Consider the following 26,745-nt stretch of genomic DNA (forward strand, 5'->3'; position numbering starts at 1 on the left):
GACTCATAGGGGCTTTTTCATATTACCCGGTTATCTAACATGACACGTCGTTCGCCACTCAGCCACCTTGTCGTTCGGCCCTGCTCCGACCACCGTCGGCGCGAGGCGCTGCTGCATTTGGCAGCCGTTCATAACTCTACCCAGCAGGCGGATTTGCAGCACGCCCTGACCACGGCCCGCTCGGCCGATTGGCGAGGCCTATGGGTGGCCATGGCGGGCGAGCATATTCTCGCGGCTGCTTGGGTGCAGCCGCTGTCGAGCCAAACGGCGCAGCTATGGTTGCCCAGGCACGTCGATGCCGCGCTGCCCTTGTTAAACGCCCTACGAGAGTGGATAAGGCGCGAACCCATCGCGTTGTGCCATGTGGTGCTACCCGCGCCGTGGGACGCATGGGAAAGAACGCTGGTTCATGGCGGAATGCGGGCCATGGCCACGCTGGAGCATCGGGTATGGACATGCCGAACTTCCGTTGCTCCCCAGCCATCGCTGGGGTTACGTCCGTTTACGATGTTTCCTCTGGCTGAACAGCATGCGCTGTTGGCGCGGGTGGGGGAAGCGTCGTTGGATTGCCCAGCGCTGCGCGATGCACTGCCCGTGACGACTTTGCTGGCGGGGTTCCAGGCTCAGGCGGGGTCGTCTCAACCATCGCATTGGTTTGGGTTGACGTACCAGCAGCGAGAGGTGGGGGTATTGTTACTGGGCACCTCTTCCTCACACTGGAGCCTGCAACTGATGGGGCTGGTGCCCGAATGGCGGGGCCAAGGGCTGGGGAGAGCCATCATCGGCCATGCGCAAACGTTGGCCGCCGAGGCTGGGGCGCAGAGCCTGAGCTTAACGGTCGATGCGCAAAACACACCCGCACGGCGTGTATATGACCACACAGGCTTCGAACTACGGGGGCGCGAGCGCCTGTTAGGGTGGTATTGAAGTCGTTTTCAGCGGTCGCAACGAATGAGCGCCATTACCGTGGGTTGAATTGCCGCGCTTAGTAGCATTTTCTTACCCTTTATGTTCTCGGTATACTAACTCCATACGTATGTCTTGGCGTCTGGGTTGCCAAAGTAGATAGTGGTATTGCTGCATCAGGGGCAAGTGCGGCGTCTCCAAGCGCTAGGTATCAAGCATAAGCACTAATTTTGAAGCACTAAGCTTTTATTAAATAAAACTTAAGAGGTGGTGAGAGTGAAATCTAAGCTGATCATGAGCGGGCTGGCGGCCCTCGGCGTCATGGCAGGCACATCCGGTGCTTATGCCCAAGATGCAGCGCGTGACGCAATCGCTGAGCGCCTAGCGCCGGTAGGACAACTCTGCCTTCAAGGCCAAGACTGTGGTACGGCGGCAGCTCCGGCCGCGGCCAGCAGTGGCGGTGGTGGTGAAATTGACGGTGCCGGTATTTACAACAACGTCTGTATGGCGTGCCACGAAACGGGTGCCGCTGGAGCACCGGTGCGCGGTGACGAAGCGGCCTGGGCTGAGCGTACTGAGCAAGGTTTTGCCACGCTGCTAGACCACGCCATTAATGGTATTGGCGCAATGCCTGCCCGTGGCGGCAACCCCAACTTGTCAGACGAAGAAATGGAAGCGGTGACAGCGTATATGGTCGAGCCTGTCATGGAAGTTCCTGAGCTAGGTGGCGGTGATGAAGGCGCGGCTGCCGAAGCAACTGACGAGAGTAGTAGCGACGAGATGGCGACGGCAGATGCTGTGGCCAGCGAAGATGAAGCAGTCGCCAGTGAAGAAGACGCTTCCAGCGGTGGCAGCGGTTTAGACGGTGAAGCGCTTTACGCCAGTGTGGGCTGTGTGGCGTGTCACGCCGCTGGCGTGGCGGGTGCACCGAAGATTGGCGACGCTGAAGCTTGGGGCCCGCGTATTGAGCAGGGTACCGATGCACTCTACCAAAGCGTCTTCAACGGTAAAGGCGTGATGCCGCCGCGTGGTGGTAGCAGCGCTTCCGATGAAGAGATTATGGCCGTGGTTGATTACATGGTCTCACAAGTACAGTAAGCGTTAGCAGCCCGCTCTCATGGGGTGGGGAGGCCAGGCGTTATAAAATATCCACAGGTGGGTGCTCCAAACCCTCTGTGGATATTTTTTTGCGCGATACATAGCGCTTGCTCAGCACGCTTATCCCAGCAGCGAGCGCAGCCCAGCAATGGCATCCTTGCCGCGTGCCTGCTTTTTCTCCGGGTCCTCTTTATCAGCGCGGCCCTCCCACTCCAAATCATCCGCGGGCAGCTCATCCAAAAAGCGGCTGGGTTGGCAGTCCATCAGCTCGCCATAGGCCTTGCGCTGGCGCGCCAGGGTCAGCGTTAGCGTGCGTCGGGCGCGGGTAATGCCCACGTAGGCTAAACGCCGTTCTTCTTCCACGGTACCCATCTCGATGGCGTTACGGTGGGGCAGCAGATCCTCCTCCAGGCCCATCAAGTAAACGTGGGGGAACTCTAGCCCTTTCGAGGCGTGCATGGTGAGCAGCTGCACCCGGTCAGAGTCATCCTCTTCGGCCTGTTGCTCCAAAATATCCCGCAGCACTAAGCGTGAAATGGCCGCTTCTACGCCGTCGGTTTCTGTTGCGGTAGAGTCATCTGCGTCTTCCGGGTCGCGGTTCAGCGACTTCTCCAACTGATCAATCAATATCCATACGTTGGCCATGCGGCGCTCGGCAATGGTCGGGGCGCTGGCGTTCTGGTACAGCCACGCCTCGTAATCCATATCTCTCAGCATGTCGCGTATCGCGGCAATGGCATCGCCCTGGTCCATCCGTTTGCGCACGCCATCGATGAAGTGCGTAAAGCGCGACAGCCGCTCCACGGCGCGGGTGGGCAGCGTTTGTTCCAGGCCCAGCTCGTGGCAGGCGGAAAACAGCGAAATGGAGCGCTCGGTGGCGTAGTTGGCGAGCTTTTCCAGCGTACCGGGGCCAATTTCACGCCGGGGCACGTTGACGATGCGCAAAAAGGCGTTGTCATCGGCGGGGTTGATCAAAAGCCGCAGGTACGCCATGGCGTCCTTGATCTCGTTACGCGAGAAAAACGACGTGCCGCCGGAGAGCTTGTACGGAATCTGGTAGTGCTGCAGCTTCAGCTCCAGCAGCCGCGCCTGAAAGTTGCCTCGGTAAAGCACCGCAAAATCGCGCCACTCGGCTTTTTCCTTGATGCGCCGAGTGAGCATCTCGCTGGCCACTCGCTCGGCTTCGGCCTCCTCATGGCGGTTCACCACCACGCGAATCGGCGCGCCGTCGCCCATCTCCGACCACAGGGTTTTGTCGTAGACGTGGGGGTTATTGGCAATCAGCGTGTTGGCGGCGCGCAGTATCGTGCCGGTAGAGCGGTAATTCTGCTCCAGCTTGATGACCTTCAAGCGCGGGAAATCCTCCCCCAGGGTGACCAGGTTTTCCGGCCGAGCTCCCCGCCAGGCGTAAATCGACTGGTCGTCGTCGCCGACCACGGTAAAGGTGGCGCGTTCGGCCATCAGCAGCTTCACCAGCAGGTACTGGGAAACGTTGGTGTCCTGGTACTCATCCACCAGCATGTAGTGGATTTTGCGCCGCCAGCGGGCCAGCGCTTCCGGGTCACGCTGCAAGAGCACTACGGGCAGCAGAATCAGGTCGTCGAAATCCACCGCGTTGTAGGCTTTCAGGTGGCGAACGTAGGCTTCGTACACCCGTGCCGCGAAATGCTCGTCGTCATCGGCAGCAAACGAAAGCGCATCCCCGGGCAGCACCAGGTCGTTCTTCCACTGGGAAATCTTGGCCTGAACGGCGTTGATCTGCTCGGCATCGACCTGAGCGTCTTTATTCATCAAGTCCCGCAGCAGCGCCTTGGCGTCTTCCGGGTCGAACAGCGAAAACCCCGGCTTGTAGCCCAAGGTCTTTAGCTCGCCGCGAATGATGTTGAGCCCCAGGTTGTGAAACGTCGAAACCGTTAGCCCGTGGCCCTCTTTGCCCTTCAGCATCTGGCCCACCCGCTCTTTCATCTCCCGGGCGGCCTTGTTGGTAAAGGTCACCGCGGCGATCCGGCGGGCGCTCATGCCGCACTCTTGCACGAGGTAGGCAATCTTGGTGGTGATCACGCTGGTTTTGCCCGACCCCGCGCCCGCCAGTACCAGGCAGGGGCCATCGATATAGCGCACCGCTTCTTGCTGGCGTGGGTTGAGCCCTTTGATACGGCTAAGAATGCTCTTTGGCGGTTGGGGCGTCATGGCGAAGGGTGACCTCTACAAGTGTTTCGGGGCAATTTCTATTACAATCAGCAGCGCTGACGAAGGCGCAGCAGGCTAATACAGCAGGTAACTCATAGGCAGGTGGTGATGTTTGAAGTAGCGCTATTCGAGCCGCGCATGGCTCCCAATACGGGCAACATTATGCGCCTAGTGGCGAACAACGGCTGCCGTCTCCATTTGATCGAGCCGCTGGGCTTTGATCTCGAAGAGAAAAAGCTACGTCGCGCTGGGCTAGACTACCGCGACCTTGCCAACGTGACGCGCCATGCGGATTTTACGGCGTTTTACACCGCCATGCAGGGGCGTACTATCTGGGCGATTACCACCAAAGGCACCCGTGCCCACAGCGACGCGGCTTTTGCGCCGGGAGACGTGCTGCTGTTCGGCTCAGAAACCGCCGGGCTCTCCCCGGAGGTGCACGCTATGCTGCCGGCTGAGCAGAAACTGCGCATCCCCATGCAGCCCAATAACCGTAGTTTGAATCTTTCCAACGCGGTCGCCGTGGTGAGCTATGAAGCGTGGCGCCAGCAAGGCTATGCTGGCGCATTAGGCAGCGAGTAACAGGCAAGACTAGCCAGCGATGCCGTAGCGGTCGCGATAAGCGCGAACGGCCTCGGCGTAAGCCAGCATTTCGCCGCCCGCGTGCTCTTCTAGATACGTCAGCACTTGCTCTAAGGTAACGATACTGACCACTGGCATGCCGTACTGGGCCTGTACTTCCTGAATAGCGCTCTGTTCGCCCTGGCCGCGCTCTTGACGGTCAAGCGCAATAATAACGCCGCCTGCGCGAGCGCCGCTTTGCTCAATCAGGCCCATCACCTCACGGATTGCGGTGCCTGCGGTGATCACATCATCAATGATCAAAATATCGCCAGAAAGCGGGGCACCCACGATGTTGCCGCCCTCGCCGTGGGTTTTGGCTTCTTTACGATTGAACGCATAAGGCATATCCCGGTCGTGGTGGTCGGCTAGGGCCGCCGCGGTGACCGCCGCCAAGGGAATGCCCTTATAGGCGGGGCCAAACAGTACATCCGCCTGCAGGCCGCTATCGACAATCGCTTGAGCGTAAAAGCGGCCTAACTTGGCCAGCGCCCGACCGGTTTGAAACAGCCCAGCATTAAAAAAGTAGGGGCTAACGCGGCCAGATTTTAGCGTAAACTCGCCAAACTTAAGTACGCCCTGTTCAATGGCAAAAGCAATGAAATCGCGCTGGTAGGGTTGTAGAGTGGTGGCCACGGCATTCCTCACTAAGCGGTAGGTTTCAATCGGCACGAAAGCAACAATAAAAGTAGGGTAAATGGCAAGTTTTACTCGCTGCCTTTACCCAAACGTCTAAACGTCGGGTATCATACAGCAGCGACGCAAAAGGGACGATTTATGAAAATTGCCAGCATCAATGTCAATGGTATACGTGATGCCGTCGACCGTGGCTTCCTGGACTGGCTGGCTCAGCAGGATGCCGACGTGGTCTGCGTGCAGAACATCAAGGCGAAAAGTTTCGAACTGGGTGACCACATCCTCTATCCGGAAGGCTACGAAGGCTACTTCCTGGATGCTGAGGAGGATGGTTTCTCCGGTGTGGCACTCTATTGCCGCAAAATCCCCAAAGCCATCATGTACGGCCTGGGGTTCCCTCAGTGCGACCACGAAGGGCGCTTTCTGCAGGCGGATTACGACCGCTTCAGTATTGCCACCTTCCTGATGCCTGATGGCAGCGACCAAAAAGCCAAACAGGCGTTTATGGAGCAGTACCAGGAGTACCTGACGAAGATGTCGCGCAAACGCCGCGAATACATCATCTGCGGTACCTGGCACATTGCCCACAAAACCATCGATTTGGCCAACTGGTCGGACAACCAGCTCACCTCGGGTTTCCGCCCGGAAGAGCGTGCCTGGATGGATCAGGTGCTTGGCCCAACAGGCTTTATCGACACCTTCCGCGAAATTAATCGCGATGCAGGCGAGTACACCTGGTGGCCAAAACTTGACCAAGACGTGCCCCGTGATCGTCAAGAAGGCTGGCGGATCGACTACCAACTGGTCGGCCCCAACTTCCGTCGTCACGTGGTGGACGCGTGGATTGATTACGATGCGACCTTCTCAGAGTTCGCACCGCTGATCGTTGAGTATGATCTAACGCTTTAAGCGTTAGCTACTTCCCGCGTCGCACCGCCAACAGGCCAGCTTACCGCTGGCCTGTTGGGTTTCAGGGCCCGAGTCATGCTGGGCTCCTTTAACCGCGAATCCCCAGCGCTTCACGCTGCTTCTCACGCAATTCATCACCGGCTTTCTCGGCCAAATCCAGCATCGCGTTCAGCTCTTTACGGTTAAACGCGCCCGCTTCCGCCGTGCCCTGTACTTCAATCAGCTCGCCGCTTTCGGTCATCACCACGTTCAGGTCGGTGTCGGCTTTGCTATCTTCGGGGTAATCCAGGTCCAGCACCGGCACGCCTTTGTAGATGCCGACTGAGATCGCGCTGACCAGCTGCTTGAAGGGGTCGCCTTTGATCTTCTTTTCTCGCTGTAGGTAGCGGAGCGCATCCACCAGCGCCACGCAGCCGCCGGTAATGGCTGCCGTGCGCGTGCCGCCATCGGCCTGAATCACATCGCAATCCACGGTGATGGTGAACTCGCCCAGCTTCTTCAAATTCACCGCCGCACGCAGGCTGCGGCCAATCAGGCGCTGAATCTCCAGCGTGCGGCCACCCTGTTTGCCACGGGTCGCTTCGCGGCCGCTGCGGGTATGAGTCGCGCGGGGCAGCATGCCGTATTCGGCAGTAATCCAGCCCTGATTTTTACCGCGCAGCCAGCGCGGCACGCCCGCTTCCACGCTCGCGTTACACAGCACCTTGGTATCGCCAAACTCCACCAGCACGGAGCCTTCCGCATGGCGGGTGTAATCACGGGTCAAGCGAATCTCACGGAGCTGGTCGGCCTCGCGACCGCTGGGGCGAACAACATCAGGACGCATAGCACCTCACATCATCTTAAAAGTGGAAAAGCCCTCTATTGTACACGTCTGAGCGTGCGCGGATGGGCCTATCGGTTAGACTGTTCGGAATCACATTGATGTAAAGGATGCATCGACTTATGGCCGCTTCCCGCCGCGTACACAGCATGACCGCCTTCGCCCGCACCGAGCAGGCCGCCCCGTTTGGCACCCTGCAGGTCGAGATTCGCTCAGTGAACCAGCGCTACCTAGAGCCGCACTTTCGCCTTCATGAAAGCCTGCGAGATTTAGAACCTGTGCTGCGCGAAGCGCTACGCACGCGCCTGGCCCGAGGTAAGGTTGAGTGCAGCGTACGCTTCGAGAGCGCCGACACCGCCCAAGCACCGGCCGTGAACGCCCAGCGCCTAAAAGAGATTGCCGACGCCCTGGCCGCCATTCAGCAGCAGGTGCCCAGCGCCGTGCCGCCCACTACGCTGGCGCTGCTCAACCAGCCCGGCGTGATGGAAACCCAGCACCTCGACCAAGACGCCATCAAAGCCGCCGCCAACGCGCTCTTTAACCAAGCGCTGGATGAACTGATCGACGCCCGTGCCCGGGAAGGCGAAAAACTGGCCGAGATGATCACCACTCGCCTGGACGCCGTCAGCGAGCAAGTAGCCACCGTACGCAGCCTGCTGCCGCAGATTCTGGAACGCCAACGCGCCCAGCTGCTAGAGCGCTTAGAAGTCGCCAAAACCGAACTCGATCCCCAACGCCTGGAAGCCGAGCTGGTACTGGTCGCCCAAAAAGCCGATGTGGATGAAGAACTCGACCGCCTGACCGCGCACATTGAAGAAGTGCGCCACCAGCTCGCCCAAAAAGGCCCCAAAGGCCGCCGCCTGGATTTCCTGATGCAGGAGCTTAACCGGGAAGCCAATACGCTCTCGTCAAAATCGGTGGTAGCAGAGACGACCCGCTGCGCGGTGGAGCTGAAGGTGTTGATCGAGCAGATGCGGGAGCAGATTCAAAACATAGAGTGATGTTCTTGGGTGTTTATCGTTGTTCTTTAGTTCTTTAAAAATCAAATGGTTATGTAATTTTTACAGTCACCGCGTTCATGTAAGTTCTGCCAAGTTTGGGTAGTGATGGGTAGTAGATTGGGGAGTATTTTCTCGCTATATTGTATCAGCGAGATTGTACTCCCCAATTTTTTTAAGGCAGGAAAGTGGGCAAGCTACACGACAAGACCGTCAAGAAACTGATCAAAGAGAATCCATCCGTGCGACATGCCGACGGCAATGGCCTCTACCTCATGACCCCGAAGCGCGGCGATGCCTACTGGATGCTGCGCTATACCACCCCAGCTACCAAGCTCCGGCGCGAATACACCATCGGCAAGGTGGACGACTGGTCATTGGCCGACGCCCGTGATGAGGCGGCGAAGCTGAGGTTGGCGATCAAGCGTGAGGGTGCTGACCCGGTTCAGGAGCGGCAGAAGGTCAACCAAAACCCCTTCAAAACGCTAAATGACCTGTACGCGGACTACTACGAGCTTCGCAAACGAGAAATCGCGTCCCACCATAAAGAGAAGAGCCTGTACGAGCGTGAGGTCGCCTGGCGCATCGGAAAGGTGGAACTTGAAAAGATCCGACCAGTGGATATCAGTGAAATCCTGCGGGACGTGGCCACTGGCTATGACGACAATAAGCCCCGCCCAACCCTATCAAATGATTTGATGCGCCTGCTGAGAAACCTGTTTGATCATGGCATCAAATTGGACGTCACCAGGTTCAATCCAGCCTCGCCATTCCGCCCCCGGGACGCCGGCGGGGAGGAGAAGGCCGCCAACTACCCAATGACGGAACCCGAGGTTATCGAGTTCTTCAACAAGCTCCGGGTGATTCCGGCGCAGTTCAGCCGTGAAAACTACCTGGCCTGTGCTTTGTTGATTGCGACCTGTACGAGAAAAATGGAGCTTCTGGCAGCGCCTTGGTCGGAATTCGATCTGGAGAGCCGTATCTGGTACCTGCCCGAGGAAAGGACCAAAAAGAGAAGGGCCATCGATATCCCGTTGGCGGAACCCGCCGTGGAATGGTTGAATGAACTGAAAGTACGCTCCTGTGGGAGTGATTGGGTGTTTCCAGCTCGCAGGATCAGTAAAAAGGCACGGACTCCGCATGTGTGTGAAAACACGCTGAACCATGCGCTCAAGAAGCTCTTTGAGAAAAAACTCTTCTCATTCGACAAGCGCCGCGTCCACGATCTGCGTGGCACGGCCCGGACGAAGCTAGGCAAGCTCGGTTTTGATGATAATCTGGCTCAGCGCTGCCTGAATCAGCTACCCGGCAACCGGACGGACCGGGTCTATAACAAGCATGCGTACTTTGAAGAACGAAGAGAGGCCCACGAGGCGCTCTGCGAATGGCTAGCGCCCATCGTGAGAGGGGAGGTCAGTTCTGGAGAGTAAAAGGGGCCAGATCAAGCCCCTTGCTGCTCGATCCAGGCCAACAGATCCGATAGCCGCCACGCCACCGAGTTGCAGCCCAGCTTGAGCCGTGCCGGAGCCGCTCGCTTTCGTTCCAAGGTCCACCACTGAGTCCGGCTGACACCTGTAATCGCTCGACGGTCTGACTCCCGGACCAGCCGCTCACACTGTCCAGAACGAGCCAGCAGCTTAGTGCGCAGCTCCTCCGAAGGCGGACTGAAAGTTTTGTCACTCATTCTCCGTTACCTCCGAATTTTCACTGGGAAGAGTGGGAAACTGGGATAGCCCATCAAGATCTGATAAGGAATTCAGATAGCTCCTGATGCGATCCGGCCATAAGGCGAAAAACCTTTCAAATCTGCCATTTACTTTGACTCTCAGGGTGCCCCGGCTCCTTTCATTAGTTTCCAACAGGTCTTTCTGGATCAGGAATTCGATTTCACGCATATACCGAGTAGGAAGCCCGAAAAACTGCAAGAAGTTGGCTTTCCTAACAAGTAGCTGCTTTTCACCATCCACCATTCTCTTGAATCCCTCGTAGGGTGGCTCCGCTCTGCCCTTCTCGATTGGGGCGAAGCTATGTCTCCGCGACCTCATATATTCATTGAGCTTCAACAGGATCCGGTACTCTTCCTTGTTGAATATGTGTCCTCTCGACTTTATCCAGGCGTCGGCCACTTGATGCACTGCTTGTTCAGATTCTTCCTCGGTCCAGGGCAGCAAATAGTTTCTACAGGCCAATCCAAGGGCCGTAGAGATTAACGCGAACCGCCGCATCACTCGGACAACTTGCGATGCCATCAAGGGTGTGGTCCATTGATCGGTTAGCCTCTTTACCTCCCCCTTTGCGTATATCGAGAGCTCATCCCCCCGCTCTGTTAAACATTCTATCCATGCGCGAAACAGTGTGCCGTAATAGTGCCGTGTCGCACTTTTCAGGGCGTCAACCAGCTCCTGAGCGCTGCAGAATTCGTGGAGCTCGTCAAATGCTCCGTAACGACCGAAAACCGGTATTTCGACGAGACGTGTCTCTTGCCCTGCTTTCACCTCCTTTCCCAGCCTTTGAAAAACCTCAGACAGCCAAATTTCGCCTGTACTGAGCACGAGAGTGCGCCAACAGGCTTGTCCAGCGAGCTCGCCCGTGATGGTCGCCCTCAATTTACTTGTGCCATTTACAATCTGATAGATCGCTGTATCCACGTCCTCAGGCCGTGCCAGGCCGATTTCGTCAAGGGCGAGTAGTATGTCGTTGTGTTCCGCTGAAGCAGCAGATAGGCCATTTGAAGTGGAGGCCCAACTCCGCACAAAGCTTGGAGAGCTATAGATGCTGGCTGCTATTTGAAGAAGCGTCGACTTGCCACCGCTGGAGTTACCAACGATGTGCTTGGCACCATTCTCGATTTCTGCGTGTTTGAGTAGGGGGGCAGCCAAGGCAACTCCAACACTGAAAATCGCAAGAGGGTTACCCCGGCATAGCCTTCCGACGTTGGCTTGCCACTCTTCAAGTGTCCCACTTTCCTGAAGAACGGGCGAGGCCGCTAGCTGCCCAACGAAGTGATGTTTTTCATCTGCCTCCCCGATTGTCCAGCCGCTGGTCGCAAATATCGACCCATGCCACCCAGCTCTATCAACTGTTGTTGCAGGCTGTGCCTTCGCCATTTCCTCCAGGAGGTATCGTTGCAACCTAGACCAACTTGTATTCGTTGGTTCCAGAGGGTATCCGGTATCCACCAACAACTCTCTCACCTGACGTGAGTTTTCCCCATTAAGAATTCGGGCATAGACAACTTCTTGAAGCATGACGCCATCCATATTCTTCCACTGGAGTAGCGCACCATGACCGCGCCTCTTGTCTACAAGTCGGGTTCTGGCAATAACCTCAATCCACCCGCCAACTCTCTGCCATTCTTCAGAGCTATAGCAGTAAAGCCCGGAGTCTCTCAGTTGAAATTTCATTCGTCCCTCCGTCACAACCGGTCCAGCCAGTCACGAACATCCTGAATCCGGAACCTGACGGCTCTTCCTTGCGGGCTTGGCTTTATGGGGGCAGGGAAACGACCTGCTTTCACGTACCTTCGAAGCGTGGATTGCGAAAGCTGGGTGACGGCACAAACCTCTTCATAGGTGAGCAAACGTTCATTCGTTTCGTTGAAATACTGTCGTTGCATAATCCACTCCTGGTTCGTTGTTTAACGGACAGGAGTGATTATGAATAGTCCTGAATTCACACTAGAACCGCGGAATTGGCCATTTTGGGCGCAAAGAGAAAAATTTATAACCAGCTGAATTTAAATATTATTTTTTGTTATTTGGGCGATTTCCATGTGAATCCCATCGGTTTACGGGCAAAATCTGGCGAAAATGTAAGCAATCGCTGTTGCCCGCCACCATCACGGCATCATTTTGTGACTCGGTAATGCTCATTGACTTTCACATGTGAAAGTCAATGCTTGACGTGATCAAAACAGCCTCTTAAAGAGCCTTTTCGAGGCCCTGTTATTTTACGGGGCATGCCCGTATCACACAGGGGCTCCAAAAGGTCTCTTCCAAGCCCTTTGTGAGTGCCCCGAGGAGGTACCGGGAATTGTTGTAGCGACGACAGTCAGTCCGGTTACATCAAGCCGTTGCATACCTGAGTCTTCCCAGCAAATGGGGCGGTAGGTCCCAAATAAATAACGGCGATCCACGCTTTTAGCCCATGCCACTTATGCCTTTGGGGATGGGAGCACAGCGCAGAAGTCCCAAATCAGATAGTTATGTGGAAAGGAACTGGAAAGTCCCTTGGCATTTTGTGACTTTTTCATCCCAAGTTCGCCGTTGCGCCCAAAAAGGGCAAAAGCACGGGCCACCGTAATGATCAAATCCGGTTAGCATCATTCGTGCATTCAGAGCGAGAGGAGTAAGTGAATGACGCGAATGAACAAGCAGCAGGTAGTCGACCACTGGTGTCATGCAAGTCGACTAGAAGGGGTTGATCACACACGGGGCACCCAGGCAGCGACTGAGCAATCTAAAGCATTTTTGCAAACGCTTATGGACTTGATTGACATTGAACAGGCCAGATATCGATACTTAGCCCAACGTATCTGTGATGTATATTGGGAGCACAATATTGCTCACCGAACCGATCAGACGGAGGGTTACCCTGGCCATCATGGATGCCGTGTCAGGCTGAGGGGAAGAAAACTGGAACTGTCCTGGTATTACAATTCATTCGTGCCAAAAGAAGGCGGAACCGGACACGCCGTTTACAGCGAACATATTTCTAAAGAGGGTCAGTACCGGTATTTCAAGTCTGCATTCGCGCGTGCGCAAGACTGGGAAAATCCAGTTATTGCAGATATAGAAGATGGTTTCGAACTGATCCGCAGGCTTAATGCTAATCTGACGCAACTCAGGAGAACGCTGAAATCGAGTGTCTGCTTACTGGCCGAGCTGGAAGCCTATCTGGAGGAAATACTGGCCCCTCTCGCCAGGGCAGCCAAAACTGAGGGCACCGGGAAAAAGTAGGGACAGAAAGATACGAAGGCCGCAACCAAGCTTGAGTTACGGCCTTTACGTGTACGAGAAGCCCAATCAGTCCTCTTCGAACTCTGAAGAACTGAACCTCAGCACATTGCAGTTTTCCTTAATGGTTCGCTGCAATGACTCGTCGAAACCGTCCTTCTTTTTGGCCTCGATTTCGACCGAGATTGTCACCTCAACACCCAGTTGCGCTGTGAACTGCTGAACCACTTCATCCATGATGGTGGCAAAGTCCATTTTAGCCTTTACTGGATCCAGTGATGCGGTTCCATAAAAGTGTGTTTTTACCACTCCGGAACCACTGTTTCCGGCACCACCGGTATCGTCGATAACCCCGGGTGGAGTATTGACCGGAGAGCCGCCACCGCCTTGTGTGCCGCCGATTCCTCCAGTAACGCCCGTAGGGCTGCCCATGTCTACTCCGGGCTGAGGTTGGGGTTGCTGTGCCTGACGCTGCTTCTCAGCATAGGCGGCTGCCGCCTCACGTTCTATCAGCAGCGATGAATCGTCCAGTGGAGCAATGGATCCTCGCCCGAAGCTGAAACCAAGGTAGCGGTCTCCTTCCTTTCCGGAGGCGTACGCAAAATAATCCTCAGTTTCTACACCCTGGCTGATGGCGTTGCGAAACACTTGGTCGTTGACCAACCGGGGCAGGTAGAGATAGTGACAACTGTCTTGCCAGACTTTCAGCGCACTGACTTCTGTCACACCACCCTTCAGGTACCAGTCATTGAGCACTTTGCGCAGGTGAATCGGCGACCATTCGTAGACCAGCCATTCTTCTTCACGCAGTTTATCCTCAATGTTCTGAATGAGATTCGGAGCTGTCGGCGGAATAGACACCACTTCCCAGTTCAACTCGGGGCGCCCCTTCACAAAATCCTCAACGGGTGCCAGAAGCCATTTCCAGGTTTCCCGGATGAGCTGGGTAAGCGATTGTTCTGCTCCGTCACGATTACGCTTGGCCTGGTTCAGATGCGACAGATCCTGATTGAGCGTGCCGCTTTCGATATCTGCCACGATTGAACGCCAGGCCAGGAAAATTCTGCCTTGCTCCTTCAAGCGGCTGACGACATCAAAATCCGGTGCCAGGAAGATCAGACGATTTTGTTTCTGGCGCGGTTGCTCGCCACGGTTGCGCAGAATCTTTTCTGCCTCGCCAAAGGCCTGGTTAGTCTCAGTGCGACTGTAACCAGCCTGAGTGGGCAGTACCACCAGACGAGGACCAGAACCGTAATCATCGGGCACATCCACGGACGGCGTGAACACATGAATGCCACCGAAGTGGTGATTTTTACCAAACGACCGATTCACGCGCTCTTTCAGCATGGGAGTCAGGTCATCGCGCTCACTGATATTCTGTTTGCGGCTTTCCATTTCCCGTCGCAGGTTGGGCTTGGTATCCAGCCAATAGCGATCCTGTTCGGCGTACAGATAGTGCAAACGATCCCGAAGCCGTTTGAGTACATCTTCAAACACACCGATAGTTTGTCCCGGTTGCACAGTGCCCAATAAAATTCGCTCGGCCTGAATGCCGCGTATCATCTGTTCCTGGCTGGAAGGGGCGCTGCCTAGAAAGATACTACGTGCAGTACGCCGGGCAGCCTGGACTCCGCCGAACAAAGTGTGGTGGCCATCAATGTCGGCGGGGATAGAGCGAGGGCCATCCACTTCTTTTTCAATAACCGGCTCCCACCCTTGGGGCAGATAGTGAATGCTCTTGTTGCGCACATTGGTGTCTTCCAGCGGCAACGAACCGGGCATGATAAGCGCGTCCCGATTGTCGGAGTTCCAAAGGCGATGAATCACAATGGCCATGTACTGAAGTACACCACGGGTTCGCTGGAATTTGTCCAGAGTGGACCAGTCTTCGTAAAGTCTATCGAATACCTCAGGGTGAATCGGGTAGGAAGAGCATAGTCGCTCAAAGTATTCGTTGGATTGGGTCTCCACGGGGAACTTATCCGCGTGCTGCCGGTAGAAGTCTGAAAATTGTCGACTGATACCTTCGACCTCGGCACGTTCACCGGAGCTTTCGAACAGGCGGCGGCGCACAATTTCGAAAGCCTCACGGGAGCCCACGGGCTTCCACACAGACTCTACACGGGCAAAATATGTCTCCAGCGATTCCAGAGCGCGCTGGCCCATGGTGCCGCCCACCTCCAGCTCAGATTCTGGCAATGAGGCAAGAAGAATCGCATTAGGTACGGCCTTTAGCGCTTCCGTTAGCCCCTGAATAAAACTGATGTTACTGTCAAAAGTACCCGCTTTATATTGCTTGCCCAACTCCAGTTGCCGGGTAAACGCCACCAGCTCATCAATCAGGATTACGCAGGGCGCGGCGCGGCTTAACAGTTCTTTCAGCACTTCCTTGCCCGGCGATGTACCGTCCGCATCACTGTCGGCGACCAGGGAAAAGCCTTCTTCGCCAAGCAACTGCCAGGCCAGCTCGCCCCATAGGGTATTGACGGTTATAGAGCCGTAGGTCCGAGCCTGACTGGGCGACAGGCGAATACCATCAATCACCGCCATACGCGCTCGGGGTAACTCGCTGATACCCGCTTCATCCAGCACTGGGGGAATGCCCATCAGTTTGTCGGTGCTGACTTCACGGCTGGCCAGGTGGAATACGGCCAGCATGGTATGTGTTTTACCGCCACCGAATGCCGTTTGAAGCTGAATGACTGGATCACCACCATGACCTGCCAGACGCTGGGCCACGGAGATCAGCAAAAGGCGCATCCCCTCAGTTATATAGGTTCGTGAGAAAAACTTCTCGGCGTTCTGATACTCATCAGGCGCGGTTCCGCCGGCCACCTGAGATATGTCAGCGGCAAATTCGGATTGCTTGAAAGAGCCTTCCAGAACGTCTTTATGTGGGCGGGCGATCTCTCGCCATGGTTTCAAACTCATAGTATTATCCTGTGACCTGCCAGTGCATATCAGGCTTCAAACATGTCTGGTCGACGATGACCGGATGCGGGTCGACCGCCTTCAAAACCTGCTTTAGTTTCATAATCAGCTTTGAAGGGTCAACTGCTTGAGGGAATAGTTTGCTGGGCTTCCTCGGTTGCTCAAGATGCAATACGACCCTCAACCGGTTTTTCTTGAGAGCCTTTCGGGCACAAGCCCGCTCGCTTTGGTTATTTGCATTGGACTTTGCTGCGGCAAGTCCTGCAAGTGTGTCCCTGACTTTTAGCGCGACTTCATCGGCCAGATCGATGGCTTTGGTTCGCCGGTTGGCTCTGTAGTCTTTCACCTCAATTAACCAGGTCTTATCGTTGTCAATACAAATAAAGTCGATTGCCTTGGTGCCGCCGAAAGCACTGTTGAACTGGTTTCGATAGAATGCCCAACTGTCGTATTGGGCTGCCTCAAGTGGGTCTGGAAAGGTAAATGTTAAACGGCCCTCGTGGAACTGTCTCATGTCAGGGGTTTACCTCCATAAAGCGGTCAGACTGGGACAGCTCTTCATCTAGGAGAACAAGTGTATTCAGATCATCTACTCGATCACCTTGCTCCACTTCAACGCCGTTCGGTTCGGGCCTCAGAGCGAAGAAGCGATGCTTGATCTTTTTGAATTCACTGCTCTGAGAAAGTACCTCCAGCTCCCTGAGTAGGAACAGAGAGTGAGTTGCGATAAAGACCTGAATACCTTGCTGGCAGAGGTGATAGATCACACGTGCAACGAGCTTAATCAACTTGGGGTTCAGGTTCGTTTCGGGTTCATCCCAGAACAAATAGCCCTTATCTAATAGTGAACCCGTACTGATCAGGCGGGCGATCATTGCAAGCTTACGCAGACCCTCTGCCACCAGAGGCATCTCCATATTCCCTTTACCCGGCAGCTGAAGATAAAAACGGCCATTCTTATCGAGCACCACCTTGCCGCCCATCGCTTCTTCCAGTGGTTTCAGCAATTCGGCGGCCTGTTTTTCTCTGGGTCCTCGCAAGGCGAGCGCCCCCAGTAACAAGCATGTATCCCGGTAGGTTTCTTCAAACTCCAGATAATGATTTTCGTAAACGGATATGAAGTTTGGAAAGATTGTCAGCAGCTCTCGGGTAGGCAAAAAAACGGGTGCTTTTTCATGCCACTTTTTGGGCAGCTTATCGACCTGAACCTCTGATTTGCTCGACGTTGCGAAGCTCAACGCGCAGTTCAAGTTGGCGTCGTTGAACTGAAAAGATAATTCACATCGCTTCCGCCCCTGAATCCGACTGGCAAGACGCCCGAGTGACTCTGGCCGCATGACATGGACCAATTTATCGGCAATGGACTTTTGCAGCGCCACTTTGGTCGGTTCACCGGCGGTGGGCTTTTTCCCCTCCTCCGCACTATTGGCGATGACCGAGTAGGCTGCCTTGAGCAAATGGGACTTACCGCAGCCATTTTCACCAATCACCACGTTTAAACCAGAGGCGAATCTCAGCTCGGTATCAGTAAATACGGTAAAACCGTTTAAAGTAAGTTTGTTCAGCATAAGTGCCTCTTAAAAGTTCAGTCCGTGTTGTTCACCTTTGTGCCCCAAATCGTGGGAAGCGGCGACAATAGCGTGCCAGGAGCCGATCAGTTCATTGTAGGCGCGGGCTTCTTCGGCCCATTTCTTGCGCTCGCACAGGGTATACAGGTGGTAGGTCAGTTGGCGGATGGCTTCACCTTTTTCCGGCATTTTGGCCAGCAATTCACCGGCAGCGGATTCGCCTTGGTTGTTCAGACGACGGATCATTTGGTGGCAGGCTTCCCACACGGGCGTTCGAGCGTCCCTGGTGGGGTCCCAGTCGGATTCGTACTCGGACCATTTCAGCAGACGTACTTTGCCGCTCCCGGATTCGGCTACACCAGCGGCTTTGACGCCATCCACGCTGGTGCCCTTAGCACGGGCTAGGGTATCGGCTTCGCCGAACTGGCCATGGCTCCAACCGTACTGCTCAAACCAACTGGAGCAGAACTGGGTATCGGCATCGAAGCTGCCGGAATCTGGACTCAGATACTCGGTTATGGCGCGGTTGATCAGTACCAGGGCATCGTGAACGCTCATACGGGTGCCGTCCTGGTTTAGCACCGCTTCGTATTTGGAATAGATGGCCATTCCTGGGCCTATAGCGGCCTGAGCCAAATCCACCGGCGCAATGGGGGTTTGACCGGTCTGCCCGCCGATCATCGTTTCCAGGGCCTCGGGCATTTCTTCCCGCAGTTGACGTTGGAAGTCACGGCGGGAAATGGATTCGGCGTTGGTTTCGCGTTTGCGGCAGATCAGGATAATTGAGGATGCAAGCGCATTGGTGCCCGACCCAATCATGCGATTGGCCAGTTCGGTACGCATTGGCCAAGTGCCGTCGATAGAAAAGCCCGCCTGAATCACGGCCTCAAGAAATGTCACCCAGCCTGTGCTAGTGGTACTGCCGTCTTTCGTTTCAGATTGCTTGAATGCATAGTAAATCGAAACCGGGAATGCAGGATGGCCTAGCACTGCTAGGTTATGGATAGCGCGAGTCATGCCATCCATAAAAAAAGATTCAGCAACTTCTTTTCCACCATGGCGATATGGGGTAGCGACTAACTCTTCGGCTTTCGGAACAGCCATAGTTGCAAATAGAGACGGGTATATATTTCTTAGGGCGCGCCGCATCCAAACGTAAAAAAAATCGGATAGATCAGCATAGCCAATGTTGTCATAGTAAGGGGGGTCGGTAGATATCACCTTATTTTGAGAAACCGTTTGAGTTGCTGCGTCATTCTGGGTTATTGATCCACTTCTCAGGCACGGGAATTTATCCATTACCTTTGCAACTAGTATTGTGCTGCTGACAAAATTTCCCGACGCGTCGCCGAGAGGATTAGACTCTGAAAAGTCCCAAGTCATCGGAATCGCTTGGCGACTAAAAGTATTAATGATCCCGCTTTGCGTGGGAGTAGGGTCCCAGCGGGTTATTGTTGATCCTCGGTCTACCACTTTATCCAAGGCGAAAGTGAGGAATACAGCGAGAGCATCCCCATACGCTATAGCTCCTGCGCCGCCTTGAGCCAGGCCTTGGCCATCCGCCGGCAGGCCGGCGGCTTTGGCGTCGGCAATGGCTTTTACTCGGGCTTCCTGCACCAGATCGGAAAAGGTGGTTAAGGCCACCAGTTGGCGAGGAGTAAAAAGGTCACCAAAGGTATTGAGTCCGTAGTTTGGTGTTTTGAAGTCTCGTGGATTCACCGGCAATTTGTGCTCCGGTTTCCACTCGGGCTGCGCCGTCCGAGCAATCTTTATCATTTCTTCGGTCGGTGAGAGGTAAATTCTGCCTCGAGTCCCCTCAGCCACAATAGCCATCAGCCGTTCGCCCATTCGCCCCGCTTTACCTTCTGCCCTGACATACTTAAATGGCATAGCTGTCTGCGACATGATGCAAGTCGCGCCGGTGCGCTTTACCGTACCTTCAATTGCTCCGGCGGGTTGCTGCCCCATCCTGACTTCAAAGCTATAGTTGTCACCCTCTATAACCGGCTCTACCCAAGCCTCCCTGTCCTTTTTGGAGGACAGCACAAACGAGCGCACCAAGGGGACATCTACATCACTGAACGCGGGATTCGGGCTTCTCACCGTTCTGGCCCACAGCCAAGCGATCACAGTTAGTTCTTCGCCTTCATAGGCTTTCAGGTCGGGCCGCTCCGCGGCCATATCCGAAGTGATCTTGATTTTTGGGTACAAATGGCCAATGCGCTTGAAAGCCTTTTCGCGCATCCAGTGGCCATAGCGGCGCACGTCTTCAGCCAGGCCCTTGGCACCGGCCCAGTCTTCCATCATGTTCTGCTGCTTTTCGCCGTCCGGCAGCGGGCCAACTGGCGCCTGGCCTGCGAATTTGGGCGGGATTTCGATCATGGCTTTGTTGATCATCACCGCGACCGGGTTCAGGTCGCTGGCGTAACTTTCCAGCCCCAGGCGCTGGGCTTCCAGCGGAATGGCACCACCACCGGCAAAGGGATCATGGAAGGCGGGTAGTTTTTCTGGATCAAACAGTTCGCCCGCCTGCGGATGATGGCGGTTCAGGCGGCAAGTTTCCCGCCAGCTCTCCCGGATGGCTTTCCGCGCACGGCCAAGCACTTCTTCGTTGTTGGTGTTTTCCCACTTCACCAGATCACGGATGATCTGGAACAGCTTTTCCCGCTTGATCTCCGCTTCTTTTTTGTTGACGCCATGCCCCAGTTCCCGCTGATAGCCGGGGTCGTTCACCAATTGTGCAAACAACACCGCCCGCGCAGCAGCTAAAGGCCGGCGCGCCCACCAAAGGTGCAGGGTGCTGGGGTGGCCGTGGCGGATGGATTTCTCGCGAGCGGCGGCGACGTTGATGTCATCCAGCGGGAGGGCCACTTCGATAAGTTTTTTGGGAGATTTGATCGAGGCCATTATTTATCCTGCTTTCTTAGAGGTGCCAATATTGTTTCAGCCAGCTCTTCATAAACGGCCATCCCGGGTTGAATCAACGGTGCAAGTTTTTCTATAGAGAAGGCTTCCGCTGTGTTTCCGCAACCGTGTAGATTGAGCACTTGCTTACACTTATTATATAAACTATCGGATATAGCCTTAATGTCATCAGCGGGTTTACCTCGACTCGGAAGCGACTGAAGCTGGGACTGCTTTTCCAGCTGTATTTCTGAGAAGGATTCAAGCGATCCATGAACCTCGCAGAGCTTCCGCAAAACTTCGTCGTCCCACAGGAAACTCTCGATGTCCCTGCGAGATAGAACGTATGTTTCTTCACCCCTTAATTGATCAACTTCGGTTGAATTCCGATCATCTTGATCAAGAACCTTCCAAGTTTTTATTCCAGGAGCGAGCTTGGTAAGTAGGTAGTCAAACGCCTTCCCATCAAATTGAACTTCATTCGTGCCGCCCAAAGGAATAAATTCAATCTCCGGATGCCAGGGGCTAAAAATTATCTGATAGACAGCTGCATCGAAGCTTGGCTTTTTGCCTGCTTGATTAACCTTTCGGCCTTCGCAAAAAACAACATACTCTGGAACAACAAGCTCTGCTAAATCATCAAGAGCGGTATGGAACATCTGCTGCCAAAATTGCCTGCCGGGCTTTATCGGCTTTAACTTCACTTGTTGATCGAAATCTTGCTCATGAAAGTCGATGAATGCAACTTGCCCTGGATTGGCTGCATTGAGCTCGGCTGCCTTGCGTGCCATGCCAATAGAGTGCGTGGATAACCAAAGTTGACAGTTGTCTGGGATCAGGTTGAACATGGCTTCTAGCAGCGTGGCCTGCAGGCGTGTGTGCATGTGCAACTCTGGTTCGTCGATACAGAAGATGGTGTCATTAAACTTCTTTCGTTTAATGATAAAATCCAATAGGAGGTCGAATGCCGCCTTTTCTCCTCCAGATAGATTTTTATAGTGAAAACTTGATGCGGTGCCTTTCGTGAAACGAAATGTGCCACCTTCTAACGGGTTCCCTGGGCCTTCCAGAACCAGCCCATCGAAAACAGTAAGCATTGCGGTTCGGACTTCCCCGATTAACTCATCTGTGATTTGGCCTGCCGTCCGATCCCTCTGGTTTTGGTCATACAGGTTCTCCAAACTTAAGCCGACCAAACGCTGATAATTGTCTTGGACCCGGGATTCGGAGAGCATTAACATTGAGGCTCTACTCGAATCATTAAGGACATCATCGAGTTTCTGAAGCCCGTCGATAGTAAAGTCCGGAGAATGGCGGTATGCAGAGCGAATATAAAAAGCTTTTTTGCAAGCTTCTTGATCGTGTCTTATTTCGTTTTCTAATCCATGAAATTTTGGAGTGATCTTGTCCCAAGCTTCTTGAGCCAAGTTTCTAGTTCTTTTCACCTTCTCTGGAGTCAGCGCGAGGCTTTCTGTTGGCCTCATATAATAGTCAGGATCGTAGTTCCAGTCTTGGCGTGCTGATATTTTCATCCAATAATTAAACGCCTCAAAAAGTGAAGTTTTACCACTTCCATTTGGGCCCGTAAGTAGCACCAATTTTGCTGTCGCAGGAATGTTCGAAATCTCGAGATCCGCAAAGCGCTTGAAATCTTTAATAGTAATTTTTTCTAGCTTCATAAGCCTGTCTCCTGCTGCTCTGCCTTTGATAGCAGGTATTTGAGCTCATAATTAACCGAAGGCACGCCGAAATCGGGTTCAGTTGTGAAGGGGTTCTTCACGTAAAACGGGCCATCGTGGCTGTCGCCGTCAACAATAACGATGGCGAGCCAGAACTTGTCGGCCTGATTGAGGGCGTACAGGATCTCGTTGCGGCTGACGGTGATGGTTTCCTGGCCTTTGGCGCGGCCTTTGACCTCGATATGCCGGTCAGGCAGCAATGAACCGTCCGGCTCCGCCGGGAGCCTGGCCGTAATATCCCAGCCGCATTTTTCAGCGGAGACATCCTTGACTGTATGCCCCAAAGCCATTTCATGATCCGTGACGGCCTTCATGGCCACCTGCTCGATCCGAGCGCGGGCCTGTGCATCGACTGTAAAGGTGGTTTCGCCCTTACGCATGGCTAGCAAACCCTGTGGGATAACCAAAGCACCACCAATCACGACCGGGGTGCTGGAGACCACGCTTTTCATGGCTTCCAGTTCCCGTTTGCGCTGGTTCAGGCGCTCGGTTAGCTCATCCACCCGGCGGCGGGCCATCTCTGGCTGCATGCGGGGCTGTTTGCCTGCGGTTACATCGTCGGTGAGTTTGATGTAGCGATCAGACCAGTAGCTGATTTCCTTAACCAGCCGCTCGTGTACGGCGGCCAGCACTTTGTCGGCTTGCCGCTCCCGGCGGGTTTTTACTTCCTGATAGTGCTCCGGCACCAGATGCTGGGAGGCATGATTCAGGGCCAGGCCTTCGAGGTTGCCAGTGACCCAGGGGGCGTTCAGGATGTCTTGAACCAGCTTGTGGTCGTAGTCGTCGATGGGCTGTAAGTCGAGATGAGGCGCCCAGCCGGCATGGGTAGTATTGCCATGCTGATCAATCGCCACAAACTGCAGTCGGCGGGAGGCAACAGTGGACTTACCGCTGTCTTTGTCGCCGCCGTCGCTCATGCTCTCGCGAATGGTGTGATCCACCATAAACAGAATTTTTGGCTCAGTGCTCTCGTCGTTCGGATCTACAAGCACGGCACCCTGCTTGAGTTTGCTGCGGTGCGCCTGAAGAATCAGGTCCGTTGCAGCGTGCATCAGCGGATGACTTGGGTGGATTAAATCGGCCATGGGCTTGCCCGGCACCCGGACAAGCTGCTTTTCAAAACAGATTCGTTCGTACTTTTTCAGTACCGGAGTACGGCTCTCGCCAATAATACGGTCCCGCTCACGTATAGCTGCCGGTACATGGCGTACCTCGTAGCGACCTGCTTCTCTGGGGCGCATTTCTCCGCTCAGTGTCTGAAACGCCTCAGTGAAGAAAGCGCGGATGAAGTAGGGCTGGAGCTTGCGGGCTTCGGCCTTCTCCATCTCCTCTTTCACAGCGTAAAGGTCTTCCAGTGACATATGCTGCTCGACGAGGGCATTGCGGCGTAGGATTTCCTTCAGATGATCAGTATCCAGTGCCCCGTCAATCACCTGGTTGAGCTTGTCTTTCACCTCGGGCGACTCGCCATAGCGAATTGCCTCGATGAGCAGATCTTTCAGGGATTTGTTTTCGAAGGCTTCACCAAGAATATCGAAGACCTTGCCGCCCAGCGCCTGTTTTTCGATTTCCAGCTTGTCGAACAGCTTCTGAAATACATCGCCTTCCCGGGTTTCATTGGCGACCAGATTCCACAGATGGCAGACTTCGGTTTGTCCAATTCGATGAATGCGGCCAAAGCGCTGTTCCAGCCGGTTGGGGTTCCAGGGCAGGTCGTAATTGACCATAAGGCTGGCGTTTTGCAGGTTCACGCCTTCACCGGCAGCATCGGTCGCCACCAGTACCAGCACGTCTGGGTTGTTGCGGAACTCTTCCTGCGCTTTGCGCCTGGCGTCGCGGTTGGTACCGCCATGAATGGTTATGACGGCGCCGGGGTCACCCAGTAGCCCACTGATGCGTTGGACAAGGTAATTCAGTGTGTCCTTGTGCTCGGTAAAAATAATGAGTTTACGTCGGCTACCACCGGCGGTATACATCTCGGGCTGGTCTTGCAGCAGATGGGAAAGCTCTTCCCATTTTTTGTCGTTGCTCGACTGCACCACAGTCATTGCCTGGTATTCCAGGTCTTTCAGGATGACGATTTCGGCTTCCAGTTCCGGAATGGTTTCGGCGGCAGTGGCTTGATCAACCACCTGATCGACCACCATTTCGTACTCTTCAGCGCTCAGCTCTTCATCCATCTCATCGATGTTGTCAGGCACATCAATTTGTTTGGTGACCTGATATTCGCCCAGGGTTTCCGCCACGCCATTCCGGCCAGCCTTTTTAAGCCCTTCGCCCCGTGCAACCAGCTTCATTTCGTCCAAACGGGCTTCCAGGCGCTTACGGCGGCGTTTCAGCGACTGGTAAATGGCTTCGGGGCTAGAAGCCAGGCGGCGCTGGAGCTGAGTGAGGGCAAAGCCAACAGTGCCTTTACGCTTACCGTCAAGATTGTCCGCACGGTTCATTTCGTTGCGGACGTAGTTGGTCACTTCGGCATAAAGCTCGGCTTCGGCATCGGACAACTCATAGTTGGCGGTATAGGCCCGGCGTTCTGGGAAGAGAGGAGTACCATCGAACTTCAGCAGCTCTTCCTTGACCATACGACGCATCATGTCGGAGACATCGACCTTATGTGCGCCTTCTCGGAATTTGCCGTAGAAGCGGTCACCATCCAGCAGAGAGAGCCAGATCTGGAAGTCTTCTTCCTTGCCGTTGTGGGGCGTTGCGGTCATCAGTAGAAAGTGCCGGGTTATTGAGCCCAGCATTTCACCGAGTTGGAACCGCTTGGTTTTGTTGACCTTGTTGCCAAAGTAATTGGCTGAGAGCTTGTGTGCTTCATCGACAATGATCAGGTCCCACTCGGTATTCTTGAGCTTTTCCTGGAAATCTTCATTGCGGGAGAGCTGGTCCAGACGGCAGATAAGCTGGTTGGCTTCGTCAAAGAAGTTGCCGGAGGCACATTGTTCCTGTTTTTCACGGCTGAAAATCTCGAACTGGACGCCAAATTTCTCTAGCAGTTCGTCCTGCCACTGTTCGGTGAGCCCGCCTGGTGAAACAATCAGAATTCGCTTGGCATCCGCACGCATGAGCAGCTCACGAATCAGCAAACCCGCCATGATGGTTTTACCTGCCCCGGGGTCGTCTGCCAGTACGAAGCGCAGGGGCTGACGGGGCAGCATGGCCTCATACACTGCTGAAATCTGGTGCGGCAATGGCTCGACGTTGGATGTATGCACAGCCATCATGGGGTCGAACAACGCGGCTTGGGTGATACGGTAGGCTTCAAGGCCGAGCTTGAAGTCAGCCCCCGGAGCATCAAAGGCCCAAGGTCGGCCCGCTTCCGCTAGTTCCAGGCGTGCTTCGTCGGAACGGAAAAGCATCTGTTCGTTCAGGCGGCCCTGACTGTCCTTGTAGTAGATGGTGAGCGCATGCTCACCGACCGGTTCAGTTTGTACGACCCGGACAATTTCGCTGCCTTGGATGCCGCGAATTTGGGCGTCTTTTTTGATGTCTTCCAGTTTGATCATTCAACGTCTCCCCATTCCATGGTGGATATCACAGCCTGGTCCTTGGTGTGGACTTGGTCTGTCGATGGAGATTTAAAGCCAGGCGCAATGACCAGATTCTCGACGCCGTAGAGCGTTTGGTGATTACGCAGCCACAGATGGTACTCGGCACCCTTCAGGCCATGGTCTTCAGAACAGTCGATATTCCACCGCCGCAATACATAGCCAGCGACCGCTGCCCGCACCTGCACTTTCAGCATGCCCTGGTACATCCCGTATTCATACTCGATGGTTTCCGCATGCTTTAGTTGCGGGTGGGGTACCAGGTGCATTTCGACGATGCGGTTCCACTGGATATCCGCTTCTTTGGTTTCATGGCTGGGTAGCACTTTCCCAGCAATGAGCCTAGGTTTGGCGATGCGATTGATCACGAAGTCAGTAAAGCGCTCCCGCTTGCGATCATAAGCCCGCACATGCCAACGCAGACCGTTATCGACCAGGGCGAAGGGGACAATTTCCCGGCTTGTCTGTCCGCTGGAAAGGGAGCGGTACTGAACGTGCACCGCTTTTTTCTGATAAATGGCCCGACTGATGATCGAGAGAACATCCAACTGGGGCAGGTTTAGCTGTGTAGGAGTCTCGGCGGTAATCAGAGCGCGGTGGACGCCGACATAGTCGTCGCCAAGCCCATGACAGAGCGCAGCCAGAACCTGGCCTTGGGAGTAGTCAAATAGAGGGGTGAACTGTCCGGAGGCATTATAAATCTTGGCCTTGGTGTCGTACTCGAGATTGCCCGGGGCGAGTTCCTTGTAGAGTGACAGGTCGCGCGTGGCGGCAGCGGCCTTGACGCCAAAGCGGTTTACAAGGTCAGCGCGAGACACGGTGCCTAGAAACCGGAGCCGGAAGTCTATGTGAAACAGGCGCTCTTTCTGCGCCTGACTGACGTTGTCCAGATGGTTGCTGGTCATTTGGTTACCTG

General features: G+C 54.8%; 20 protein-coding genes. 7 read left to right on the forward strand and 13 right to left on the reverse strand.

Annotated features, from left to right (window positions below; translation table 11 throughout):
- The first annotated feature begins 39 nt into the window (after positions 1 to 39).
- Both NH344_RS06570 and NH344_RS06575 read left to right on the forward strand, forming a co-directional pair.
- The gene (locus tag NH344_RS06570; protein WP_213262514.1) at positions 40 to 927 is read left to right on the forward strand and encodes a GNAT family N-acetyltransferase; all 888 of its coding nucleotides are present in this window, start codon (positions 40 to 42) and stop codon (positions 925 to 927) included.
- A 255-nt stretch (positions 928 to 1,182) separates the two neighbouring features.
- Positions 1,183 to 2,004, forward strand: a complete 822-nt coding sequence (locus NH344_RS06575) for a c-type cytochrome (protein ID WP_044628615.1) — start codon at positions 1,183 to 1,185, stop codon at positions 2,002 to 2,004.
- A gap of 120 nt (positions 2,005 to 2,124) precedes the next feature.
- Here the strand turns inward: NH344_RS06575 and rep are convergent, their stop codons facing one another.
- A complete protein-coding gene (gene rep, locus NH344_RS06580) occupies positions 2,125 to 4,194 on the reverse strand; it encodes a DNA helicase Rep (protein ID WP_044628616.1) in 2,070 nt (689 codons plus the stop codon).
- 108 nt (positions 4,195 to 4,302) lie between these two features.
- Between rep and NH344_RS06585 the strand changes: the two genes are divergently transcribed.
- A complete protein-coding gene (locus tag NH344_RS06585) occupies positions 4,303 to 4,776 on the forward strand; it encodes a tRNA (cytidine(34)-2'-O)-methyltransferase (RefSeq protein ID WP_044628617.1) in 474 nt (157 codons plus the stop codon).
- Between the two features lie 9 nt (positions 4,777 to 4,785).
- Here the strand turns inward: NH344_RS06585 and pyrE are convergent, their stop codons facing one another.
- Positions 4,786 to 5,451 carry an orotate phosphoribosyltransferase gene (pyrE, locus tag NH344_RS06590; protein ID WP_044628618.1) on the reverse strand — a complete coding sequence of 222 codons (666 nt, stop codon included), beginning with the start codon at positions 5,449 to 5,451 and terminating at the stop codon, positions 4,786 to 4,788.
- A 141-nt stretch (positions 5,452 to 5,592) separates the two neighbouring features.
- Here pyrE and NH344_RS06595 point away from each other — a divergent pair, with 141 nt between their 5' ends.
- The gene (locus NH344_RS06595; RefSeq protein ID WP_044628619.1) at positions 5,593 to 6,360 is read left to right on the forward strand and encodes an exodeoxyribonuclease III; all 768 of its coding nucleotides are present in this window, start codon (positions 5,593 to 5,595) and stop codon (positions 6,358 to 6,360) included.
- Positions 6,361 to 6,448: 88 nt separating this feature from the next.
- On the opposite strand, the gene rph is transcribed toward NH344_RS06595, so the two are convergent.
- Entirely contained in the window at positions 6,449 to 7,186 is a 738-nt protein-coding gene (rph, locus tag NH344_RS06600) for a ribonuclease PH (RefSeq protein WP_058577354.1), read from the reverse strand.
- A 119-nt stretch (positions 7,187 to 7,305) separates the two neighbouring features.
- Here rph and NH344_RS06605 point away from each other — a divergent pair, with 119 nt between their 5' ends.
- The gene (locus NH344_RS06605) at positions 7,306 to 8,184 is read left to right on the forward strand and encodes a YicC/YloC family endoribonuclease (protein ID WP_044628621.1); all 879 of its coding nucleotides are present in this window, start codon (positions 7,306 to 7,308) and stop codon (positions 8,182 to 8,184) included.
- A gap of 185 nt (positions 8,185 to 8,369) precedes the next feature.
- Positions 8,370 to 9,611 carry a site-specific integrase gene (locus NH344_RS18335; protein ID WP_044628622.1) on the forward strand — a complete coding sequence of 414 codons (1,242 nt, stop codon included), beginning with the start codon at positions 8,370 to 8,372 and terminating at the stop codon, positions 9,609 to 9,611.
- An 11-nt stretch (positions 9,612 to 9,622) separates the two neighbouring features.
- Here the strand turns inward: NH344_RS18335 and NH344_RS06615 are convergent, their stop codons facing one another.
- The 3 genes from NH344_RS06615 to NH344_RS06625 are packed head-to-tail and all read right to left on the reverse strand — an operon-like array spanning position 9,623 to position 11,797.
- Positions 9,623 to 9,865 carry an AlpA family phage regulatory protein gene (locus tag NH344_RS06615; RefSeq protein WP_058577355.1) on the reverse strand — a complete coding sequence of 81 codons (243 nt, stop codon included), beginning with the start codon at positions 9,863 to 9,865 and terminating at the stop codon, positions 9,623 to 9,625.
- Positions 9,858 to 11,585, reverse strand: a complete 1,728-nt coding sequence (locus tag NH344_RS06620; protein ID WP_044628623.1) for a DUF927 domain-containing protein — start codon at positions 11,583 to 11,585, stop codon at positions 9,858 to 9,860. The genes NH344_RS06615 and NH344_RS06620 overlap by 8 nt, the downstream gene beginning before the upstream one ends.
- An 11-nt stretch (positions 11,586 to 11,596) precedes the next feature.
- Positions 11,597 to 11,797, reverse strand: a complete 201-nt coding sequence (locus NH344_RS06625; protein ID WP_044628624.1) for a helix-turn-helix domain-containing protein — start codon at positions 11,795 to 11,797, stop codon at positions 11,597 to 11,599.
- A 739-nt stretch (positions 11,798 to 12,536) separates the two neighbouring features.
- On the opposite strand from NH344_RS06625, the gene mobI reads away from it, so the two are divergent.
- Positions 12,537 to 13,139, forward strand: a complete 603-nt coding sequence (gene mobI / locus NH344_RS06630; RefSeq protein WP_052509918.1) for a conjugative transfer protein MobI(A/C) — start codon at positions 12,537 to 12,539, stop codon at positions 13,137 to 13,139.
- A 66-nt stretch (positions 13,140 to 13,205) separates the two neighbouring features.
- On the opposite strand, the gene NH344_RS06635 is transcribed toward mobI, so the two are convergent.
- Genes NH344_RS06635 through NH344_RS06665 form a run of 7 tightly spaced genes read right to left on the reverse strand, consistent with a single transcriptional unit; the run spans position 13,206 to position 26,734 of the window.
- Positions 13,206 to 16,067: a DUF499 domain-containing protein gene (locus NH344_RS06635; RefSeq protein WP_253027667.1), complete on the reverse strand. Its 2,862-nt coding sequence runs from the start codon at positions 16,065 to 16,067 to the stop codon at positions 13,206 to 13,208.
- A 4-nt stretch (positions 16,068 to 16,071) separates the two neighbouring features.
- Complete coding sequence (locus NH344_RS06640) at positions 16,072 to 16,581, reverse strand: hypothetical protein (RefSeq protein WP_044628626.1); 510 nt, start codon at positions 16,579 to 16,581, stop codon at positions 16,072 to 16,074.
- 1 nt (position 16,582) lies between these two features.
- Complete coding sequence (locus NH344_RS06645) at positions 16,583 to 17,635, reverse strand: AAA family ATPase (RefSeq protein ID WP_044628627.1); 1,053 nt, start codon at positions 17,633 to 17,635, stop codon at positions 16,583 to 16,585.
- 9 nt (positions 17,636 to 17,644) lie between these two features.
- Positions 17,645 to 20,542, reverse strand: coding sequence for a DUF1156 domain-containing protein (locus NH344_RS06650; RefSeq protein ID WP_044628628.1), 2,898 nt, complete (start codon positions 20,540 to 20,542; stop codon positions 17,645 to 17,647).
- Positions 20,542 to 22,218, reverse strand: coding sequence for an ATP-binding protein (locus tag NH344_RS06655; protein ID WP_044628629.1), 1,677 nt, complete (start codon positions 22,216 to 22,218; stop codon positions 20,542 to 20,544). Before NH344_RS06655 ends, NH344_RS06650 begins: the two co-directional genes overlap by 1 nt.
- A complete protein-coding gene (locus NH344_RS06660) occupies positions 22,215 to 25,787 on the reverse strand; it encodes a helicase-related protein (RefSeq protein ID WP_253027668.1) in 3,573 nt (1,190 codons plus the stop codon). The genes NH344_RS06655 and NH344_RS06660 overlap by 4 nt, the downstream gene beginning before the upstream one ends.
- On the reverse strand, positions 25,784 to 26,734 hold the full coding sequence (locus tag NH344_RS06665; protein WP_137094576.1) for a WYL domain-containing protein: 951 nt from the start codon (positions 26,732 to 26,734) through the stop codon (positions 25,784 to 25,786). The genes NH344_RS06660 and NH344_RS06665 overlap by 4 nt, the downstream gene beginning before the upstream one ends.
- Positions 26,735 to 26,745 lie beyond the last annotated feature (11 nt).

Origin of the sequence: Halomonas sp. Ps84H-12, from assembly GCF_024124725.1 — a bacterium.
Classification (GTDB): domain Bacteria; phylum Pseudomonadota; class Gammaproteobacteria; order Pseudomonadales; family Halomonadaceae; genus Vreelandella; species Vreelandella aquamarina.

Excerpts from the sequence above, each read along its gene's own strand:
- NH344_RS06645 (WP_044628627.1), bottom strand. The coding sequence starts at position 17,635 with ATGCTGAACAAACTTACTTTAAACGGTTTTACCGTATTTACTGATACC.
- NH344_RS06595 (WP_044628619.1), top strand. The coding sequence starts at position 5,593 with ATGAAAATTGCCAGCATCAATGTCAATGGTATACGTGATGCCGTCGAC.
- NH344_RS06665 (WP_137094576.1), bottom strand. The coding sequence starts at position 26,734 with ATGACCAGCAACCATCTGGACAACGTCAGTCAGGCGCAGAAAGAGCGC.
- NH344_RS06585 (WP_044628617.1), top strand. The coding sequence starts at position 4,303 with ATGTTTGAAGTAGCGCTATTCGAGCCGCGCATGGCTCCCAATACGGGC.
- NH344_RS06650 (WP_044628628.1), bottom strand. The coding sequence starts at position 20,542 with ATGGCCTCGATCAAATCTCCCAAAAAACTTATCGAAGTGGCCCTCCCG.
- NH344_RS06605 (WP_044628621.1), top strand. The coding sequence starts at position 7,306 with ATGGCCGCTTCCCGCCGCGTACACAGCATGACCGCCTTCGCCCGCACC.
- NH344_RS06625 (WP_044628624.1), bottom strand. The coding sequence starts at position 11,797 with ATGCAACGACAGTATTTCAACGAAACGAATGAACGTTTGCTCACCTAT.
- NH344_RS06635 (WP_253027667.1), bottom strand. The coding sequence starts at position 16,067 with ATGAGTTTGAAACCATGGCGAGAGATCGCCCGCCCACATAAAGACGTT.
- NH344_RS06655 (WP_044628629.1), bottom strand. The coding sequence starts at position 22,218 with ATGAAGCTAGAAAAAATTACTATTAAAGATTTCAAGCGCTTTGCGGAT.
- rph (WP_058577354.1), bottom strand. The coding sequence starts at position 7,186 with ATGCGTCCTGATGTTGTTCGCCCCAGCGGTCGCGAGGCCGACCAGCTC.
- NH344_RS06640 (WP_044628626.1), bottom strand. The coding sequence starts at position 16,581 with ATGAGACAGTTCCACGAGGGCCGTTTAACATTTACCTTTCCAGACCCA.
- NH344_RS06615 (WP_058577355.1), bottom strand. The coding sequence starts at position 9,865 with ATGAGTGACAAAACTTTCAGTCCGCCTTCGGAGGAGCTGCGCACTAAG.
- NH344_RS06660 (WP_253027668.1), bottom strand. The coding sequence starts at position 25,787 with ATGATCAAACTGGAAGACATCAAAAAAGACGCCCAAATTCGCGGCATC.
- rep (WP_044628616.1), bottom strand. The coding sequence starts at position 4,194 with ATGACGCCCCAACCGCCAAAGAGCATTCTTAGCCGTATCAAAGGGCTC.
- mobI (WP_052509918.1), top strand. The coding sequence starts at position 12,537 with ATGACGCGAATGAACAAGCAGCAGGTAGTCGACCACTGGTGTCATGCA.
- NH344_RS06620 (WP_044628623.1), bottom strand. The coding sequence starts at position 11,585 with ATGAAATTTCAACTGAGAGACTCCGGGCTTTACTGCTATAGCTCTGAA.
- NH344_RS06570 (WP_213262514.1), top strand. The coding sequence starts at position 40 with ATGACACGTCGTTCGCCACTCAGCCACCTTGTCGTTCGGCCCTGCTCC.